The organism is Robiginitalea rubriflava (assembly GCF_052540725.1).
Genome location: NZ_CP199309.1, coordinates 2110698 through 2130605, shown reverse-complemented (window position 1 = coordinate 2130605; position 19908 = coordinate 2110698). Strand labels below are relative to the sequence as shown.

The window sequence follows — 19908 nt, the reverse complement described above, 5'->3', positions numbered from 1 at the left end:
TTTTTATACAAAATGTGTTTAACATTATTTAAATTTACTTAGACAAATCAAATAAAACTAATTATTATGGAGCTTTTAACTAATTTCTCGTGGGTGGCGAAGATAGCTACTGACGATTATGTCGGGTTTACCTTCTTCGTTGGCTGTATGGCCATGATGGCTGCCTCGGCATTCTTCTTCCTATCCATGAATTCCTTTGACAGGAAGTGGAGAACTTCCATCCTGGTCTCAGGGTTGATTACTTTTATCGCTGCCGTACACTACTGGTACATGCGCGATTACTGGGCCTCTTTTGAAGAATCACCTACCTTTTTCAGGTATGTGGACTGGGTTCTGACTGTACCGCTAATGTGCGTGGAATTCTTCCTGATTCTTAAGGTAGCCGGAGCCAAGCGTTCGCTGATGTGGCGTCTTATTTTCCTCTCAGTGGTAATGCTTGTAACGGGTTACTTCGGAGAAGCCGTAAATCGTGACCAGGCCTGGTTGTGGGGATTGGTTTCAGGTATCGCCTACTTCGCTATCGTTTACGATATCTGGTTAGGATCTGCGAAAAAACTTGCCGAATCTGCTGGGGGCGCTGTACTGAGTGCTCACAAAACGCTGTGCTGGTTTGTATTGGTAGGATGGGCAATCTATCCGATCGGATATATGGCTGGTACCCCTGGATGGTATGAAGGTATCTTCAGTGGATTAGACATGGATGTTATTTACAACATTGGAGACGCCGTAAACAAAATCGGTTTCGGACTGGTTATTTATAACCTGGCTGTAAAATCTTCTTCCGACAAGGCTTAAGCCTGAACTTACAATTGCTATGAAAAGAGAAAAGCTTCCCGAAACGGGAAGCTTTTTTTTTACATACGCTCGGGAACCTGAATCCCCAATAAGCCTATCGCAGAAGCGATAACCTCCCCTACTTTTTTGGAGAGCTGGGTCCTGAAGCTCCTCAGGCCGGTATCCGGCTCTGCAAGGATTGGAACCTGCTGGTAAAAGGAATTGAAGTCTTTTACCAGATCATAAGTGTAATTAGCAATCAGGGCCGGGCTGTACTGCGCTGCGGCAGCCTGAATAAGTTGTGGGAATCCTTCGAGATCCTTTAGTAACTGTTTTTCCTTATCCTGCAGGCCTTCAATTTCTTCTGCCGGGACGTTATCAGTAAAGTCAAAATCTGCCTTTCTAAGTATGGATTGGATACGGGCATAGGTGTACTGTATAAAAGGTCCTGTATTTCCCTGAAAATCCACAGATTCCTCCGGGTTGAACAGGATTCGTTTTTTGGGATCTACTTTGAGGATATAGTACTTCAGGGCACCCATCCCAATCATATGATACAGTTGTTTTTTCTCCGCCTCCGTATATCCTTCCAGTTTTCCCAGTTCGGCGGCTATGCTCCCGGCTGTTTCGGACATTTCTTCCATCAGGTCGTCGGCGTCCACCACTGTCCCTTCGCGGCTCTTCATTTTACCGCTGGGTAGATCCACCATTCCATAACTGAGGTGATACAGGTTTTCAGCCCAGGAATATCCCAATTTCCTTAAAATCAGGAAGAGCACTTTAAAGTGGTAATCCTGTTCATTCCCCACAGTGTAAACCATCCCGGTTATATCCGGAAAATCGGTAACCCGCTGTATGGCTGTCCCGATATCCTGCGTCATATATACGGCGGTGCCGTCTGAACGCAAAACAATCTTTTCATCCAGCCCTTCTTCGGTAAGGTCTATCCAAACACTTCCGTCTTCTTTTTTGTAGAAAATTCCCTTTTCCAGGCCTTCGGCCACCACATCTTTTCCCAGCAAATACGTTTTGCTTTCGTAATACAGCCGGTCAAAATCTACTCCCAGGTTTTTATAGGTTGTTTCAAAGCCGTCGTATACCCAGCCATTCATCATATTCCAGAGGGCAACCACATGCGGATCACCCGCTTCCCACCTGCGTAGTAATTCCTGTGCTTCTTTCAAAATAGGTGCTTCCTTTGCCGCCTCTTCTTCTGACATCCCCCTGGATTTTAACTCCAGCATTTCATCCTTGTAGGCACGGTCAAAAGCCACATAGTAGTTTCCTACCAGCTTATCGCCTTTAAGACCACTACTTTCTGGGGTTTCACCCTTTCCAAATCGTTCCCAGGCAAGCATACTCTTACAAATATGGATACCCCTGTCATTGATTATCTGGGTTTTATATACTTTTTTTCCGGCCGCCTTCAGAATTTCAGCAACCGAATACCCCAGTAAATTGTTCCGGATATGACCCAGATGTAAGGGTTTATTGGTATTTGGGGAAGAGTATTCCACCATAATGGCTTCATTCTGCCCCCCGCTGGCAAAGCCATACGACTCGTCCGTGCGGATCCCGTTAAAGAAGTTGAGATAATAGGCATCGCCGATTACCAGGTTTAAAAATCCCTTGATAGTATTAAAAGAGACCACCTCCTGAACTTCCTTTTCCAAATACTCACCCACCGCATTCCCTATTGCAGCGGGATTGCCCTTCAGGAGTTTGAGCATTGGGAAAACCACTACCGTGATATCCCCTTCGAACTCTTTGCGGGTTGGCTGTAATTCAACCGATTCGAGCGATATACCGTAGATGGCCTCAACAGCTTCCTTTACCTTTTGAGTTATCAGGTTTTCCAAATGCATTTCAGGTGAATTAGAAGCTGCAAAATTACAATTTTTCATCCGTATTCGGCTTTTACCCGGTTCATTTCAAGGTTTTGGTCATTTTGGCTACCTTTATAAAAAAAGCTATGACCTCAAAGAATGTTAGGGATTTTGATATAGTTTCCCGCAAAACCTCAGCGCAACCGGGGCAGGGCTTCGCATCTGCCCATCCGGAAGGAGTTTTTCGAATAATGTTCCAAACACTGAGTTATGCTGGTTAATGTATCTTATAATAACCGGGAAATCACCCAAAAAGTAGACCAGCTGGTTGGGAAGCCTTTTACCCTGAGAAAGCGCTGGGAGATGAAGGGAATAGGGTCCCCCAAACTTTTTATTACTGCTGCCAGTGTGGAAATAAATAATTTATTGTTACTGGATAACAATCGCAATAGCTGCAATGTGGAACTTCGGCCAGAAGGCATAATTGTTCGGTTTCGCTCTCTGCTGGAGACTTTTGCACTGGTTATTCCGTATTACAAGTTAACTTTATATAAGGGGGACCTGGGTATTTACAGCATCTATATGGACCATCATTTTATCAAAGTAGAGGCCGATACCAAGGCGGTGCAGAAGTTTTTTGTAAAACTGCTTGGCTATAAGGCGGATTACTCGGCCCAAAGGCAGGATCCATTACCATAACCCGAACTTGCGGGATAAGCTGACTATATTTAAGGGATGAAAATACTACTGACTGGAGCCAATGGTTATATCGGGATGCGATTGCTTCCGCAACTGCTCGATGAGGGCCATGAAATAGTCTGTGCCGTGCGGGATGAAAAGCGCCTCTCCATCGATGCAGAAACCCGATCGCAGATTAGCGTGGTTGAAGTAGATTTTCTTAAAGAGCCGGAAAAAGGCAGAATCCCGGAAGATATTGATGCTGCCTATTACCTGATCCACTCCATGAGTTCTTCCACCTCGGATTTCGACGAGCAGGAGGCACGGGCAGCAGAAAACTTCAATGCCTACATGGAATGGGTGCGTCCAGAGCAGGTAATATATCTGTCTGGTATTGTAAATGAGGAGAAACTCTCCAAACATTTAAAATCCCGTAAAAATGTGGAAGACATTCTCTATACCGGTCCCTATGCACTAACCGTCCTCCGGGCAGGGATAATTGTAGGCTCCGGCAGTTCCTCATTCGAAATCATTCGGGATCTCTGTGAAAAACTCCCCGTAATGGTCACCCCAAAATGGGTCCTTACCAAAACACAGCCCATAGCCATCCGCGATGTAATTCGATTTCTGACCGGGGTTCTGGGCAATACGGACACCTATAATCAGTCCTTTGATATCGGTGGGCCAGATGTACTTACTTACAAGGAAATGCTACAGGTCTACGCAAAGGTCAGGGGCTTTAAAAACTGGATTTTTACGGTACCTGTAATGACTCCAAAACTCTCCTCCTACTGGCTGTATTTTGTAACCTCCACCTCCTATAAGCTGGCGGTAAATTTGGTGGACAGTATGAAGATGGAGGTAATTGCCCGGGATAATAAGTTGCAACAACTCCTGGGTATTTCCACACATTCCTACGCAGAAGCCATTGATATGGCCTTTAAAAAGATCGAACAAAATCTGGTAGTAAGCAGTTGGAAGGACAGCATGATCAGCGGCCGGATGAGTAAAAACCTCGAAAAATATATACAGGTGCCCAAATACGGGGTGCTTACTGACAGTAAATCAATGCAAATTGAGGATCGGGAAGCTGTTCTGCAAAACATCTGGAAAATCGGGGGAGAAAATGGCTGGTACTACGGAAACTGGCTTTGGAAAATAAGAGGCTTCCTGGACAAACTCAGCGGAGGGGTTGGCCTGAGACGCGGCAGGACCCATCCGGATCGCATTTATACCGGCGATTCCCTGGATTTCTGGAGGGTATTGCTGGCAGACCGCAAAAAAGCACGCCTCTTACTCTTTGCCGAGATGCGGTTGCCGGGTGAAGCCTGGCTGGAATTCAGAATAGACGAGAACAACGTCCTGCACCAAAACGCCACCTTCCGCCCTAAGGGCCTGAGGGGTCGCTTATACTGGTACAGCATTCTGCCCTTACATTATTTTATATTCGGTGGGATGATCCGCAATATTGCTAAAACAAAATAGGCCAGGGGCCTAATGTTGCCGGGGCAGGAACACTTCTGCCATCATACATCGGGCGCTGCCACCCCCACAAGTCTCTATAGTGGTAAGCGGGCTGTATACAATTCTGGAGCTTTTTTCCAATACCGAGAGCTGGTCTGGGCGGAGCGATTCATAAGCGGCCTGGCTCATCACCAGGAGGCGCTCTTCATTTTTCCCCAGAACCTGCAGCATATTTCCCGCGAACTGATGCATTTGGGATTCTGTAATATTCACTACTTTTTTACCGTCCATTCGCAGGTGGTCCAGCACATTCTTCCGTTCTTTTTTATCGTCGATTGAATCCAGGCAAATCACGGCAAAATCTTCCCCCAGGCACATCATTACGTTGGTGTGGTAAATGGGTAACCTTTTCCCGTCTACAGACTGATTGGCAGTAAAAATCACCGGGGTGACTTCGAAATCCTCGCAAAATTCGATGAAAAGTTCTTCATCTGCCCTGTCCGAGAGGGCGCAATACGCTTTCTGGTGTACCCTGTCCATCAAAATGCTCCCGGTAGCTTCCAGAAACACCCCTGCCTCTTCTGCAGCCGTATAATCGATTATCTGTTTTATCTCAAACCCCTGCTCTTCCAGAAGATCAAAGATGTCCATCCGGCGCTCCTTCCTCCGGTTTTCGGCATACATGGGATAGATGGCAACCGTCCCGTTCCGGTGGAAGGAAACCCAGTTATTGGGAAAAATGGAATCAGGGGTATCCGTCTCCAGCCGATCCTCTACCACTATCACGTTTACACCGGCCTCCCGCAGTATTTTCACAAAAGCATCGAATTCTTCCTGGGCCCGCTGGTTGATAAGCGAATTGCGGAGGTCCAGATCTTCCTGGAAAAAATTATTCACGGCCGTTTGCTCATTCATTCTAAACTGCACCGGACGTATCATTAAAATGGTATTGGTAATTTGCATTAATGCCTGAAATTAGTGCGATAAATGTAGGTATTTCTTAAGGTTTTACACTACTAATATTCCCTTGAATTCAAGCAAAAATACACCAGCTAACCCGCCCACTATACGGCAACTAAATCAGCTTGTCAGGCCCGCTCCAGCGGGAGCGTACTGCATCGCAATAAGCCTTCCTGTTTGGCAATTTCAGAATAAGGCACCTCTTCCACTTTGAGGCCTTTGGAACGCAACCAGTTGTTCAGGCGGGTAAAGGACTGCTCCGATACCACTACCTCCGGGGAAATTGAAAAAACGTTGCTGAACATACGGTACATTTCCTCTTTATCTATTTCAAAAACCTTGTCCGGACCAAAATAGTTCCGCAACCATTCGTATTGCTCTTCTAAGAGAAAACCATTCTTATGCAGAATGCACATGTCTTTGCCGACCGGTTGAAAACAACAGTCCAGGTGGAGGGCATTTTCACGGGCATTTGTATTGGATTTTCGAAGTTCAAAGGATTTAACAATGCGATGCGGGAATTGTTCCTGTAAGTAGGCAACTGCCTCTTTATTGGTTCTGGCCGTTATATAGTCCGCATAATCAGGAGCCGAGTAGGTTCCCACAAAAAGGTATTCATTCCAGGGCATCACATCCCCTCCCTCCACATGAACCGCTTCAGGGGGGGTCAGGATTTGATCGGAATCAATACGATCCAAAACGTGTACTATTGCCTCGAATTCCCTTTCCCGCTCCGGGAGGATGTTTGCTTTCACCAGTTTATCATCTACCACAAAGGCAATATCCCTCGAAAAGATCTGATTACAGTTGGCAATGACCTCAGGCCTGAAAACTTTTACACCATGCCGTTTCAGCACTGCTGCGAAAGCCTCCATTTCACCAACCATATCGACCTCCCTGGGATAGGTACCGGCCAGGATATGCTCCAGGGATTTCGGATCATAAGCCTCCTCAGGCCGGGGCACCGGGCCATTACTCTCTGCAGTACCCAGTACCACAGATTTAAGCTGGGCGGTTTCATCTTTGATGTTTAAATCTATCATGAGGCTTGAATTAAACCCGGTAAATTAAAAAAAGGGCCTGCGTACAGTCCCTTTCTGATTATCTGTGCTGATCTTAACGATCACTCAGTTTCTTGAACGGACGGTGGTTTTCTCCTATATAAACCTGTCTGGGTCTTCCGATTGGCTCCGATTTCAGGCGCATTTCACGCCACTGAGCAATCCATCCCGGCAATCTTCCCATAGCGAACATAACGGTAAACATTTCAACAGGAATATCCATGGCCCTGTAAATAATCCCCGAATAAAAATCAACATTCGGGTAGAGTTTCCGCTTTACGAAATAGTCATCTTCCAGGGCTTCTTTTTCAAGTCCTTTGGCAATGTCCAGAATGGGATCTTCAATCCCCAGGTCTCCCAAAACTTCGTCTGCAGCCTTTTTGATAATCCGGGCCCTGGGGTCGAAATTTTTATAGACCCTGTGACCAAAGCCCATCAAACGGAAGGGGTCATTTTTGTCCTTGGCCTTTTTCATGTATTTATTGGTGTCTCCCCCGTCTGCATGTATGGCCTCCAGCATTTCCAGAACAGCCTGGTTCGCTCCACCGTGAAGCGGGCCCCACAGCGCTGATATCCCGGCAGAAATGGAGGCAAAGAGCCCCGCATGGGAAGACCCCACTATTCGCACCGTAGAGGTAGAACAATTCTGTTCATGGTCTGCATGCAGGATAAGGAGCTTATCCAGGGCATCTATGACAATCTTGTTTTTCTGGTATTCCTTGTTAGGCCGCTTGAACATCATCTTATGGATGTTTTCCACGTAACCCAGGGAATCGTCTCCGTAATCCAGGGGCAACCCCTTTTTCTTTCTCAGAGTCCAGGCCACCAAAACAGGGAACTTGGCCAGCAGACGTACAATGGCGTGGTACATGTCTTTTTCAGAAGACACGTTAACCGAGGTAGGATTAAAGGCGATCAGGGCAGAGGTCAGGGAAGAAATCACTCCCATGGGATGGGCAGACTTGGGAAAGCCATCCAGGATTTTCTTCATTTCTTCGTCTACGTGGGATTCGGCCTTGATATCGTGGTCAAATTTGGCCAATTCTTCCTTATTGGGAAGTTCTCCGAATATCAGTAAATAGGCAACTTCCAGAAAATCGGCCTTTTCCGCAAGCTCTTCGATGGAATATCCCCTGTAACGCAAAATCCCCTTTTCACCGTCCAGAAAGGTAATGGCGCTCTCGCAGGAACCCGTATTCTTATATCCCGGATCAATAGTGATCATCCCCGTGGAGGAACGAAGGGTTTTGATATCTATAGCCAATTCATTTTCTGTTCCCTTTACAACGGGAAATTCAAAGGTTTTTCCCTTGTAGCCCAGGCTTGCTTTATCTGACATGCGTAGAATTTTTTTTTTAATTGAAAGTCTTGTAAAAATACGAAAACACTCGCGTTTTAACAATTCATGCAGCCGCTATTTCAGGCATTTCAACAAGACCTGAGGAAGCTTTATGCGGTATATAGTTTTTCGTAGTATTCATCCACAGATTTCTTCCAGGTAAAGCGCATACGGGCAGCGTTTTCACGAACTTGTTGCCAGGTTTCCGGCTCATTGAAATACAGGTCCAGGGCCTGGTTGAGGACCTCCTGCAGGTTTTGAAGTTTTTCGGCATAGGTGTCCCCACCAAAAAGGAAGCCTGTGCGCATATGTTCGATTGTATCTTTCAGCCCGCCGGTAGCATGGGCCAGGCAGGGGTTGCCATTTCGCATGGAAAGCATTTGGCTGATACCGCAGGGTTCAAAAAGGCTGGGCATCAGGTAAAGGTCGGTCTCCAGGTACATAGAGTCGATCAAGTCTTCAGATTGGCCGTTTGTAAAAATAAAATTGGGGTATTCGTAACTGATTTCACGAAAGAGGGCCTCGTAATTGGGGTCTCCGGTTCCCAAAAGCATAAAGATGCCGTCCACTTCTTTGAGCCTTTCCAGTACCCCTTTGAAAACCTCCGGGGAATTTTTAAAGAAGTAAAATTTTTGTTCTGTCAGGCGGGCCACGCTCGAACAGATAAACTTTGGAGGGTGCAGCAGCAGTTCGATCACTTTTTCTCCCGTATGTGCCAGGAAATCAGCCTTGTATTTTTTTGATTCTTCCTGCAGCCAGCCAAAAATCCCACGGATGGTATTGGCATAGAGTGACCCTTTCTCAGCGGTCCTGATATTCTGATAGTTAGAGCCGTTAAGAATACCAAAAAGCCTGCCTTCTTCAAAGGCCACCTGCAAATCTGATTCCAGTCCTTCTCCACCTATAAATTCTGGGGGGCGGCTGGGTTGCATGATATCCTCCATATAAGAAGGAGAAACTGTATGAACAGCATCGGCAAACCGTATCCCCACCGCCATCAGGTTGATACAGTCCGGATAGCGTATATCCAGCAGGGCATCTGCTGAATAGTCCATTTCAGGAAACCAGGTCTCCAAAGAGGAGTAATTGTCTGCAAAAGGACGGATCCCCTGTATGGCCAGGTTGTGAATACTGTAAACAAATCGCAGCTTGCCCAGTGCCTTATAGCGTTTGTGATATTCTCGCAACACCAGCAGCATACTGCTGTGCCAGTCATGCAGGTGAACTATCTGAGTGCCCCCGAAGATATCTGCCCGGAGGCATTCGGCCACGGCAGTACAGAAGATGGTATATTTAATGGCATCCGTATAAAAGGGTTCTTCCGGGTCATTGTGATAGATATGCGCAATATCACCCCCTTGTATTTCCGGATGGTGAATAACAAAGTGCCTGATCCCGGCAACCTCCTTTTTGGGGGGAACTTCGAAAACTTCCACCCTGTAAGAGGTACCCCTTAGCGGAACCACCAATTCGGACAACAGCGTACCTCTTTTGTGCAAACGACCATAAGCAGGGACCACCACGTCTACCTGGTCGCCCCTGGCGGCAATTTCCCTCGGTACATCGCGTACCACATCTCCCATTCCACCGGCCTTGCAGGCCGGGATAGCATCGTTCTCCGCAGAAACAAACAAGAAGCGTTTCATCCTTTAGTATTAAAGGGTAAGTATAAAAAAAAGGCCTTGAAACGCAAGGCCTTTAAATATAAAGTTTCCCTAAATTAAGAGCCTACCTTAAAAGCTGCTGTCCCGGGGAAATAGGCTACAGAGCCCAGTTCCTCCTCTATACGCAATAATTGATTGTACTTGGCCATACGGTCAGAGCGGGAAGCAGATCCGGTCTTAATCTGGCCGGTGTTCAGAGCCACTGCCAGGTCGGCAATGGTATTGTCTTCCGTTTCTCCGGAACGGTGAGACATAACAGAGGTATAGCCCGCATTCTTGGCCATATTTACAGCCGAAATCGTTTCGGTAAGCGTCCCGATCTGGTTTACCTTGATCAGGATGGAATTAGCGATTCCCTGCTCAATTCCTTTGCCAAGTCGTTCCACATTGGTTACAAACAGGTCGTCTCCCACCAATTGCACGCGGTCCCCTACCTTTTCGGTAAGCATCTTCCAGCCGTCCCAGTCATTTTCGTCCATGCCGTCCTCAATCGAGATAATGGGATATTTGTCACAAAGTTCTGCCAGGTATTCGGCTTGCTCCCGGGAGGTTCTGACCGCCCCGGAGTCCCCTTCAAATTTTGTATAATCGTATTTCCCGTCCACGTAGAATTCGGCGGCAGCGCAATCCAGGGCAATCATCACTTCCTCGCCCATTTTGTAGCCAGCTTTTTCTACAGCCTTGGCTATGGTATCCAACGCATCCTCGGTACCGTCCAGGGTAGGTGCAAACCCACCTTCATCCCCAACTGCAGTACTCAGGTTACGGTCGTGCAATACTTTTTTAAGGTTGTGGAAGATCTCAGTCCCCATCTGCATGGCATGGGTAAAATTCCTGGCCTTTACAGGCATTACCATGAATTCCTGAAAAGCAATAGGGGCGTCTGAGTGGGAACCCCCGTTAATAATATTCATCATGGGTACCGGAAGGGTATTGGCACTCACGCCGCCTACATATCTGTATAAAGACATTCCCAATTCATTCGCAGCCGCCTTTGCAACTGCCAGGGATACGCCCAGAATGGCATTAGCTCCTAATTTTGATTTGTTAGGGGTGCCGTCTAGTGCAATCATGGCCTGGTCGATCTTATTCTGATCAAAAACCAACATTCCGCGTACCTTATCTGCAATAGTCGTATTTACGTTTTCTACAGCCTTGCTGACTCCTTTCCCCATATAGGCCTTTCCTCCATCGCGCAACTCCACGGCTTCATGTTCGCCGGTAGAGGCCCCGGAAGGGACTGCTGCCCTGCCCAGAACACCATTTTCTGTGATTACATCCACTTCAACGGTGGGGTTTCCTCTCGAATCCAGGATTTGTCTGGCATGTATGTCTAGTATGATACTCATAAAATTAAATCTGTAGTTATTAGGATTATTAAAGATACAAAAGCTGAGCTAGCCTGCCTTTGTTTTCAGGCAGAAAAGCCGCCGTCAGACCTCCGTTTCCTTGGGAACGGACTGGCGAATAGCTTCGAAAAACTGATCGAAGAGGTATTCGGCGTCATGCGGGCCCGGACTGGCTTCGGGGTGGTACTGAACCGAAAACACATTCTTGTTTTTCATTCGGATCCCGGCCACCGTCTGATCATTGAGGTGTACATGTGTAATTTCGAGCTCTGGATGGGCCTCCGTTTCTTCCCTGTTAATGGCAAATCCATGATTTTGGGACGTAATCTCACCTTTTCCACTCAGCAGGTTGATTACCGGATGGTTAATGCCCCGGTGTCCGTGGTGCATCTTGTAGGTGCTTACCCCATTGGCCAGTGCAATTACCTGATGCCCCAGGCATATCCCAAAGAGTGGTTTGTCTGAAGCAATAATTTGGCGGGCGGTTTCAACTGCTTCCTTTAAAGGTTCAGGATCGCCGGGGCCATTGGAAATAAAATAGCCGTCCGGGTTCCAGGCTTGCATCTGCTCAAAAGAGGTGTTGTGCGGAAAGACCTGAATATACGCCCCCCTTTTGGACAGGTTTCTGAGAATATTTTTTTTGATCCCGATATCCAGGGCAGCAATTTTAAGATCAGCTTCAGGGTCCCCCACGAAATAGGGTTCTTTTGTGGACACTCTGGAAGCCAGTTCAAGGCCTTCCATACCGGGAACTTCCGCCAGTTCCTTCTTTAGGGTATCCAGCTCATCCACACGGGTTGAAATTACCGCATTCATGGCCCCGTTATCGCGTATGTAACTGACAAGGGCGCGGGTATCAACATCCGAAATAGCAAATAGCTTATTGGCGTTTAAAAATTCCTGCAGGCTGTAATCCGCATCGTATCGGCTGTATTCATAGCTGAAATTTTTACAAATCAGTCCGGAAATTTTAACTCCGTCGGATTCAGATTCTGCTGATTTCGCACCGTAATTTCCGATATGTGCATTGGTCGTTACCATTAATTGACCATAATAGGACGGGTCGGTAAAAATTTCCTGATATCCGGTCATCCCGGTATTGAAACAAACCTCCCCAAAGGCTGTACCCGCCTGATCTCCAACGGATTTTCCGTAAAAAATAGTTCCGTCTGCAAGTAATATCAGCGCCTTACGTTTAGCCAGATACTTCATAAATACATTACTGTTTTAGGATTCATAACAAATTAACATAAAAAAAAGGATAGCCATTCAGGACTATCCTTTTCTTGTTTATAACTTTTAAAAAACTGTAGCCTATTCTTTGGCATCTTCATCTTTGGCTTTAGATTCTGCCTTAGGCTTCGCTTCCTTCGGTGCCTCAGCTTTTGGAGCTTCTTTTTCAGGAGCTTTCTGTTCTTCAGCAACCGCTTCTTTTTTCGCCTCAGCTGCAGGCTTGGCTTCTGCTTCAGAAGCTGCCGTTTCAGAAGCTTTGGCCGGTTCTGCTTTAGACTTGGAGCGTCGGCTTCTTCGGGTGCTCTTCTTGGATGGCTTCCCTGCGTTGTACAGCTCATTAAAGTCTACCAGCTCGATCATTGCCATATCTGCATTATCCCCCAGGCGGTTTCCAAGCTTTATAATCCTTGTATATCCTCCCGGACGATCCGCAACCTTCTCAGCGACTGCGCTGAAAAGCTCTGTAACGGCCTCCTTGGAACGCAGGTTTTTAAATGCAATCCTGCGGTTGTGGGTTCCTTTTTCCGCAGTCTGGTTGTTCTCAGCTTTGGACTTAGTGATCAGCGGCTCAATGAATTGCTTCAGGGCTTTTGCCTTGGCTACTGTGGTATTGATACGTTTATGTTCTATCAGGGAACAGGCCATATTAGCCATCATGGCTTTCCTGTGTGCCGTTTTTCTTCCCAGATTGTTGACTTTCTTTCCGTGTCTCATCGTTCTCTTGTAATTTGGCTATGCATTGGTTTCCAATCCTGAGCCTTATGCTTAGTCTTTATCCAGTTTATATTTTGACAGATCCATCCCGAAATTCAGGCCCTTGTTAATTACAAGCTCTTCCAGCTCTGTAAGGGATTTTTTTCCAAAATTCCTGAATTTCATCAGGTCGTTCTTGTTGAATGAAACCAGGTCTCCCAGTGTATCCACTTCTGCTGCCTTCAGGCAATTCAGGGCTCGTACAGACAGGTCCATATCTACCAGCTTCGTTTTGAGTAACTGCCTCATGTGCAGAGATTCCTCATCATAGGTCTCTGTCTGAGCAATTTCATCTGCTTCCAGGGTAATTCGCTCATCGGAGAACAGCATAAAGTGGTGTATGAGAACTTTAGCCGCTTCAGTTAAAGCGTCCTTTGGATGTATAGATCCATCGGTAGCGATTTCAAAAACCAGTTTCTCATAATCGGTCTTCTGCTCTACCCGGTAATTTTCGATGCTGTACTTTACATTTCGCACAGGGGTGAAAATGGAATCTACTGCGATGCTTCCCAGGGGAGCATTGGATTTTTTGTTCTCTTCAGCAGGAACATAGCCCCGGCCTTTCTCAATAATGATCTCCATATTGATATTCACCTTGGGATCCATGTTGCAGATAACCAGGTCAGGATTCAATACCTGAAAACCGGATATAAACTTCTGGAAATCTCCTGCGGTGAGCTGTTCTTTCCCACCAACTGATATGGAAACCGTTTCTTCGTTTACATCGTCAATCTGACGCTTGAAACGAATCTGTTTCAGATTTAGGATGATTTCGGTTACATCTTCCACAACACCTTCTATCACCGAAAACTCGTGTTCTACCTTGTCAATCCGCACTGAGGTAATTGCAAAACCTTCCAAAGAAGCCAGCAAAACCCTTCTGAGTGCATTCCCGACAGTAAGACCATAACCTGGTTCCAGCGGCCGAAATTCGAACTTTCCTTCGAAATCGGTGGAATCGATCATTATTACTTTATCGGGCTTCTGAAAATTAAATAATGCCATAATCGGATCTGTGTTGTTTTATTTAGAGTATAACTCGACAATTAATTGTTCCTTGATATTCTCAGGAATCTGCAGCCTTTCCGGTACTGCGACAAAAGTTCCTTCCTTCTTGTCTGCATTCCAGCTGATCCATTCGTATACGCTGCTATTGGATGAAAGAGATTCTTCGATACTCTGAAGGGATTTGGATTTCTCACGTACCCCAACAACATCTCCTGCTTTCAGGCTGTATGACGGGATGTTTACCAGATCGCCATTTACGGTGATGTGCCTGTGGGAAACCAGCTGACGGGCAGACCTTCTGGACGGGGCAATTCCCATTCGGTAAACTACATTGTCTAAGCGGGATTCGCAAAGCTGTAGTAAAACCTCCCCGGTTACTCCTTTGCTTCGGTTGGCCTGCGCGAAAAGGTTGCGGAACTGACGCTCCAGAATACCATAAGTATACTTGGCCTTTTGTTTTTCCTGCAACTGAATAGCGTATTCAGACTTTTTTCCCCTCCGGCGGTTGTTTCCGTGTTGCCCGGGAGGGTAATTCTTTTTTTCAAATGCTTTGTCGTCTCCGAAAATCGCCTCGCCAAATTTGCGGGCTATTTTAGACTTTGGTCCTGTGTATCTTGCCATCTTCTTTAAATTAGAAAGAGTGATTATGAATTAAGGCGAATCCTTCGATAACCGTAACTACCCTTTCAGTGAAAAATTAATTAATTGAATACTTAAACTCGTCGCCGTTTGGGTGGTCGGCAGCCATTGTGTGGCAGTGGGGTTACATCTATAATCTCTGTAACCTCTATACCAGAGTTGTGAATTGTTCTGATAGCAGATTCCCTGCCGTTTCCAGGACCTTTCACATAAGCCTTAACCTTCCTCAGGCCTGCTTCGTGAGCCGTTTTGGCACATTCCTCAGCAGCCACCTGAGCAGCGTAAGGAGTGTTCTTCTTAGAACCTCTGAAGCCCATCTTACCAGCGGAGGCCCAGGAAATCACATCCCCTTTTTTATTGGTCAGGGAGATAATGATATTGTTGAAAGAAGCTGTAATATGAGCTTCTCCGGTAGATTCTACCGATACCTTCCGCTTTTTGGTTGTTTTTGTCGTTTTTGAAGCTGTCTTTGCCATTCTTTTAGAATCTAGTCATTAGTAGTGCTGCACTGGGCCTGTAATTCAGGCACATTCGGCTTTACTAAAATTATTTGGTAGCTTTTTTCTTGTTAGCCACAGTTTTACGCTTTCCTTTACGGGTACGTGAATTGTTCTTAGTCCGCTGTCCCCGAAGTGGAAGTCCGGAACGGTGACGAATGCCACGGTAGCATCCGATATCCATCAATCGTTTGATATTCAACGAAGTTTCAGAACGGAGCTCTCCCTCAATGGTATAGGAAGAAACCGCTTCACGGATACGTCCAATTTCGTCATCAGACCAATCCGATACTTTCGTGTCTTCGCTAACCTTGGCTTTCTCAAGGATTTCCTTAGCCCGGCTTTTCCCCACACCAAAGATGTAAGTAAGGGCTATGACGCCTCTTTTTTGTTTTGGTATATCTACCCCTGCGATTCTTGCCATAACTACCCTTGTCTTTGTTTAAATCTTGGATTCTTTTTGTTGATTACGTAAAGTCTGCCCTTGCGTCTTACAATTTTGCAATCGGCACTTCTCTTTTTTATGGATGCTCTTACTTTCATCTGATGCAGTTTCTTAGTATCTGTATGTTATTCTTGCCTTGGTAAGGTCATATGGACTCATTTCCAATTTGACCTTGTCTCCCGGAAGCAATTTGATATAGTGCATACGCATCTTTCCGGAAATATGCGCCGTTACCACATGGCCGTTCTCCAGCTCAACGCGGAACATTGCATTGGATAAGGCTTCTATTATGGAACCGTCCTGTTCTATAGGAGCTTGCTTGGCCATATATTATGCTACTTTTCTGTTTTTACCTGTTTTCATCAATCCGTCGTAATGACGATTCAGCAAATAGGAATTAACCTGTTGAACCGTATCTATGGCGACCCCTACCATAATCAGCAGGGAAGTACCTCCAAAGAAGAGTGCCCAGTTGGCCTGAATATCCATGAGTTTTACCACTATAGCCGGGAAAACCGCAAGGAATGCCAGAAAAATGGAACCAGGAAGCGTTATCAGAGACATAATCCTGTCAAGGAAGTCTCCTGTTTCCTTCCCGGGTCGTATCCCTGGGATAAAGCCACCACTGCGCTTAAGGTCATCTGCCATCTTGTTGGTCGGAACCGTAATGGCCGTATAGAAATACGTAAAGATGATGATCAGCACGGCAAACAATATGTTATAAGCAAGGCCAAAAATATCCTGAAACTGAACTTCCATCCACTGGCCCACGGCAGTATCATTAAATGTACTACCCAGCAGCCCTGGTGCAAACATAATTGCCTGCGCAAAGATGATAGGCATAACCCCGGAGGCATTTAACTTCAGGGGGATATACTGACGGGAACCCATCACATTCTTTTCATATCCGCCGGAAGCGGTTCGTCTGGCATACTGAACCGGAATACGTCTTGTAGCCATCACCAGCAGGACGCTGGCCAGAATCACTACAAACCATAGAATCAATTCCACCAGAATCAGCATGGGTCCTCCATTTCCGTTTAAACGGGAGGCGGCCTCCTGTACAAAGGCCTGAGGCATGGTCGCGATGATCCCGATCATAATCAGAAGGGAAATCCCGTTACCAATACCTTTGTCCGTAATCTTTTCCCCAAGCCACATGGCAAAAACACAGCCTGTTACCAGGATGATTACAGAGGGTATAATGAAATTGAGACCTTTTCCCAGCAAAAAAGCAGAATCCGGAACACCCAGGGCACCCAGACTATACAAATAGGCAGGAGCCTGTACTATACAGATTGCGATGGTGAGCCATCTTGTAATCTGATTCTTGGTCTTCCGCCCGCTTTCGCCTTCCTTGTCCAGCTTTTGTAAATAGGGAACCGCAATTCCCATTAACTGTACAACAATGGAAGCGGAGATATAAGGCATAATTCCCAGTGCGAAAACAGAGGCATTCGCAAATGCCCCTCCGGTAAACGCATTGAGGATTCCCAAAATACCCTGCTCCGTATTGGAGGATAATTCAGCCAGCTGCGAGGTATCAATTCCGGGCAGTACCACCTGGGCACCAAAACGGTATACCAGCAGCAGACCGAGGGTGATCAGGATTCTGGACCTGAGCTCCTCTATCTTCCAGATATTTGTTATGATCTCAAAAAATTTCTTCATAACGGCTTGGCTTATAAACTTATAGCTTCTCCTCCGGCAGCTTCAATAGCGGCTTTGGCAGAGGCTGTAAACTTATGAGCGCTCACTTTTAAAGACGCCTTTAACTCACCGCGTCCCATTATTTTAACTAAATCATTTTTATGTGCCAGTCGCAGGGCTACCAGATTTTCCACAGTAACTTCCTTCTTCAGGCTGCCATTATCTACAAGTTCCTGTAGGGTATCCAGATTGATTCCCCTGTATTCAGTCCTGTTGATATTGGTAAAACCAAACTTGGGAACACGTCGCTGCAAAGGCATTTGCCCTCCTTCAAACCCTATTTTCTTAGAGTATCCTGAACGCGATTTGGCTCCTTTGTGCCCACGAGTTGCAGTTCCGCCTTTCCCGGATCCCTGCCCGCGACCTACGGTTTTTCCTGCTTTGTGAACCGCCCCTTTTGCCGGTTTTAAACTCCCTAAATCCATACTACCTTTATTTTAGGCTTCAACTACTGAAACCAGGTGTTTTACTTTTTCAATCATTCCGAGGATACTGGGTGAACCTTCGTGTTCGGCCACCTTTCCAATCCTGCCCAGCCCTAAAGCCTCCAGTGTCCTTTTCTGGTTCTGAGGCTTCTTGATGCTGCTTTTTACTTGCTGTACTTTAATTTTTGCCATGGTTCGCCTGCTTATCCGTTGAAAACTTTATCCAGAGAAATACCTCTTTGTTTGGCTACCGTATTGGCATCCCTCAGTTGCAACAGAGCATCAAAGGTTGCTTTTACCACGTTGTGCGGATTGGAAGAACCCTGGGATTTGGACAGTACGTCCTGTACTCCAACAGCCTCCAGTACCGCGCGAACAGCACCACCGGCAATAACCCCGGTACCGTGAGAAGCTGGCTGGATATATACCCGTGCCCCTCCGTATTTGCCTTTTTGCTCGTGTGGCAGGGTGCCTTTGTTCAATGGGATTCTGATCAGGTTTTTCTTGGCATCTTCTATTGCCTTTGCAATAGCTGTTGCCACCTCCTTGGATTTCCCCAAGCCATGACCGACCACACCGTTCTCATCTCCTACCACAACAATGGCAGAGAATCCGAAGGCCCGGCCTCCTTTGGTTACCTTGGTAACCCGTTGAACACCAACCAGACGGTCTTTTAATTCAAGACCACCGGGCTTTACAGTTTCCACATTTTTGTATTTCCCGTACATATATTAAAATTTTAAGCCGCCTTCTCTGGCACCTTCTGCTAACGATTTAACTCTTCCGTGATACTGATAGCCGCCGCGATCAAATGCAACCGCTTCTATTCCGGCAGCCTGGGCTTTTTTAGCCAGCGCCTTGCCAACTGCAACGGCGATCTCAGACTTTGTTCCTTTGGCTTTTTCCAACTCCTTGTCTCTGGAAGAGGCCGCAACCAGGGTTTCCCCTGTTACATCATTAATGATCTGCGCATAGATCTCCTTATTGCTTCTGTAAACAGATAAGCGAGGTCTTTCGGTTGTACCGAAAGATGTCTTGCGTATGCGTCTTCTAATTCTGTTCCTTCTTTCAGGCTTCGTTAGTCCCATTCTACTTTATATTAAGCTGATTTACCTGCTTTTCTTCTCAGTTGCTCTCCTACAAACTTGATCCCTTTTCCTTTGTATGGTTCAGGCTTGCGGAAGGAGCGGATTTTAGCGGCGATCTGACCTACCAGCTGCTTGTCGTGAGAGGTAAGTTTGATGATCGGGTTCTTTCCCTTTTCCGAAGTCGTTTCAACTTTCACCTCAGGTGCCAGGTCAAACACTATATTGTGAGAGAACCCAAGGGCCAAATCTAATTTCTGTCCCTGGTTGCTGGCACGATATCCAACCCCAACCAATTCCAGTTCCTTGGTCCATCCAATGGTAACCCCTTTGATCATATTGTTGATCAGGGAGCGATACAGGCCGTGTTTGGCTTTGTGTGCCTTGGATTCAGTATTGCGGTTTACAACCACTTCTCCATCGGCAACCGAAACCGTTACATCAGAAAATTCCTGGGTCAGTTCCCCAAGCTTCCCCTTTACGGTTATCAGGTTATCTGAAACCTCAACGGTAGCTCCTTCGGGAATGGCTATCGGATTATTACCTATTCTAGACATGCTTCTGAAACTTTATAATTCTTTCTATTAATACACGTAGCACAGAACCTCTCCGCCTACTTTTTCTTTTTTAGCCTGCTTGCTTGTCATTACCCCGTGAGAGGTTGAAACAATAGCAATACCGAGGCCGTTCAAAACGCGGGGCAGCTCTTCAGACCCGGAATATTTCCGGAGTCCTGGCTTACTGATTCGCTGTATTTTACGAATAACCGGCTCTTTGGTCATCTTATCGTATTTCAAAGCGATCTTGATACTCCCCTGAGCCTGGTCATCCTCGAATTTATAGCTGAGGATATACCCCTGATCAAATAATATCTTGGTAATCTCCTTTTTCAAATTGGAAGCCGGAACCTCCACTACCCTGTGACCTGCCCTGCTGGCATTTCGGATTCGGGTCAAATAATCTGCGATTGGATCTGTAAACATCTTTCTTCGTATTAT

General features: G+C 46.3%; 24 protein-coding genes. 3 read left to right on the top strand and 21 right to left on the bottom strand.

The genetic code is table 11. From position 1 onward, the window contains the following. Positions 1-66: 66 nt before the first annotated feature. The gene (locus tag ACT6NU_RS09705) at positions 67-795 is read left to right on the top strand and encodes a bacteriorhodopsin-like (protein WP_445381473.1); all 729 of its coding nucleotides are present in this window, start codon (positions 67-69) and stop codon (positions 793-795) included. Positions 796-854: 59 nt separating this feature from the next. On the opposite strand, the gene argS is transcribed toward ACT6NU_RS09705, so the two are convergent. Next, positions 855-2639 (bottom strand): arginine--tRNA ligase, encoded by a 1785-nt coding sequence (gene argS / locus ACT6NU_RS09700; protein ID WP_445383850.1) that lies wholly within the window; start codon positions 2637-2639, stop codon positions 855-857. A gap of 231 nt (positions 2640-2870) precedes the next feature. Between argS and ACT6NU_RS09695 the strand changes: the two genes are divergently transcribed. Together ACT6NU_RS09695 and ACT6NU_RS09690 are read left to right on the top strand one after the other, a co-directional pair. Continuing rightward, positions 2871-3299, top strand: coding sequence for a hypothetical protein (locus ACT6NU_RS09695; protein WP_445381472.1), 429 nt, complete (start codon positions 2871-2873; stop codon positions 3297-3299). 36 nt (positions 3300-3335) lie between these two features. After that, positions 3336-4763 (top strand): SDR family oxidoreductase, encoded by a 1428-nt coding sequence (locus ACT6NU_RS09690; protein ID WP_445381471.1) that lies wholly within the window; start codon positions 3336-3338, stop codon positions 4761-4763. A 9-nt stretch (positions 4764-4772) separates the two neighbouring features. On the opposite strand, the gene ctlX is transcribed toward ACT6NU_RS09690, so the two are convergent. From ctlX to rpsH, 20 genes are all read right to left on the bottom strand, one after another. Further along, positions 4773-5705: a citrulline utilization hydrolase CtlX gene (gene ctlX / locus ACT6NU_RS09685; RefSeq protein ID WP_445381470.1), complete on the bottom strand. Its 933-nt coding sequence runs from the start codon at positions 5703-5705 to the stop codon at positions 4773-4775. Between the two features lie 125 nt (positions 5706-5830). Next, positions 5831-6745 carry a dimethylarginine dimethylaminohydrolase family protein gene (locus tag ACT6NU_RS09680; protein ID WP_445381469.1) on the bottom strand — a complete coding sequence of 305 codons (915 nt, stop codon included), beginning with the start codon at positions 6743-6745 and terminating at the stop codon, positions 5831-5833. 73 nt (positions 6746-6818) lie between these two features. Beyond that, positions 6819-8102 carry a citrate synthase gene (locus tag ACT6NU_RS09675; RefSeq protein WP_445381468.1) on the bottom strand — a complete coding sequence of 428 codons (1284 nt, stop codon included), beginning with the start codon at positions 8100-8102 and terminating at the stop codon, positions 6819-6821. Positions 8103-8212: 110 nt separating this feature from the next. Next, positions 8213-9748: a glycogen synthase gene (locus tag ACT6NU_RS09670; protein ID WP_445381467.1), complete on the bottom strand. Its 1536-nt coding sequence runs from the start codon at positions 9746-9748 to the stop codon at positions 8213-8215. Positions 9749-9822: 74 nt separating this feature from the next. Further along, entirely contained in the window at positions 9823-11115 is a 1293-nt protein-coding gene (gene eno, locus ACT6NU_RS09665; RefSeq protein ID WP_445381466.1) for a phosphopyruvate hydratase, read from the bottom strand. Positions 11116-11199: 84 nt separating this feature from the next. Next, the gene (carA, locus tag ACT6NU_RS09660; RefSeq protein ID WP_445381465.1) at positions 11200-12327 is read right to left on the bottom strand and encodes a glutamine-hydrolyzing carbamoyl-phosphate synthase small subunit; all 1128 of its coding nucleotides are present in this window, start codon (positions 12325-12327) and stop codon (positions 11200-11202) included. A 102-nt stretch (positions 12328-12429) separates the two neighbouring features. After that, complete coding sequence (gene rplQ, locus ACT6NU_RS09655) at positions 12430-13062, bottom strand: 50S ribosomal protein L17 (RefSeq protein ID WP_445381464.1); 633 nt, start codon at positions 13060-13062, stop codon at positions 12430-12432. A 51-nt stretch (positions 13063-13113) separates the two neighbouring features. Next, entirely contained in the window at positions 13114-14106 is a 993-nt protein-coding gene (locus ACT6NU_RS09650; RefSeq protein ID WP_445381463.1) for a DNA-directed RNA polymerase subunit alpha, read from the bottom strand. A gap of 18 nt (positions 14107-14124) precedes the next feature. Continuing rightward, positions 14125-14730, bottom strand: coding sequence for a 30S ribosomal protein S4 (gene rpsD, locus ACT6NU_RS09645; RefSeq protein ID WP_445381462.1), 606 nt, complete (start codon positions 14728-14730; stop codon positions 14125-14127). 92 nt (positions 14731-14822) lie between these two features. Next, positions 14823-15224: a 30S ribosomal protein S11 gene (rpsK, locus tag ACT6NU_RS09640; RefSeq protein ID WP_445381461.1), complete on the bottom strand. Its 402-nt coding sequence runs from the start codon at positions 15222-15224 to the stop codon at positions 14823-14825. A 70-nt stretch (positions 15225-15294) separates the two neighbouring features. After that, positions 15295-15669, bottom strand: a complete 375-nt coding sequence (rpsM, locus tag ACT6NU_RS09635; protein WP_445381460.1) for a 30S ribosomal protein S13 — start codon at positions 15667-15669, stop codon at positions 15295-15297. 2 nt (positions 15670-15671) lie between these two features. Next, positions 15672-15788, bottom strand: coding sequence for a type B 50S ribosomal protein L36 (ykgO, locus tag ACT6NU_RS09630; protein WP_010519235.1), 117 nt, complete (start codon positions 15786-15788; stop codon positions 15672-15674). Positions 15789-15801: 13 nt separating this feature from the next. Then, positions 15802-16017 (bottom strand): translation initiation factor IF-1, encoded by a 216-nt coding sequence (gene infA, locus ACT6NU_RS09625; protein WP_015753973.1) that lies wholly within the window; start codon positions 16015-16017, stop codon positions 15802-15804. A gap of 3 nt (positions 16018-16020) precedes the next feature. Then, positions 16021-17361, bottom strand: coding sequence for a preprotein translocase subunit SecY (secY, locus tag ACT6NU_RS09620; protein ID WP_445381459.1), 1341 nt, complete (start codon positions 17359-17361; stop codon positions 16021-16023). Positions 17362-17372: 11 nt separating this feature from the next. Beyond that, positions 17373-17825, bottom strand: coding sequence for a 50S ribosomal protein L15 (gene rplO, locus ACT6NU_RS09615; RefSeq protein WP_445381458.1), 453 nt, complete (start codon positions 17823-17825; stop codon positions 17373-17375). A gap of 12 nt (positions 17826-17837) precedes the next feature. Then, positions 17838-18017, bottom strand: a complete 180-nt coding sequence (gene rpmD / locus ACT6NU_RS09610) for a 50S ribosomal protein L30 (RefSeq protein ID WP_445381457.1) — start codon at positions 18015-18017, stop codon at positions 17838-17840. A gap of 11 nt (positions 18018-18028) precedes the next feature. Then, entirely contained in the window at positions 18029-18553 is a 525-nt protein-coding gene (gene rpsE / locus ACT6NU_RS09605; RefSeq protein ID WP_445381456.1) for a 30S ribosomal protein S5, read from the bottom strand. A gap of 3 nt (positions 18554-18556) precedes the next feature. Continuing rightward, positions 18557-18913, bottom strand: coding sequence for a 50S ribosomal protein L18 (rplR, locus tag ACT6NU_RS09600; protein ID WP_445381455.1), 357 nt, complete (start codon positions 18911-18913; stop codon positions 18557-18559). Between the two features lie 11 nt (positions 18914-18924). After that, positions 18925-19467, bottom strand: coding sequence for a 50S ribosomal protein L6 (rplF, locus tag ACT6NU_RS09595; protein WP_445381454.1), 543 nt, complete (start codon positions 19465-19467; stop codon positions 18925-18927). 27 nt (positions 19468-19494) lie between these two features. Next, a complete protein-coding gene (rpsH, locus tag ACT6NU_RS09590; RefSeq protein ID WP_445381453.1) occupies positions 19495-19893 on the bottom strand; it encodes a 30S ribosomal protein S8 in 399 nt (132 codons plus the stop codon). Positions 19894-19908 lie beyond the last annotated feature (15 nt).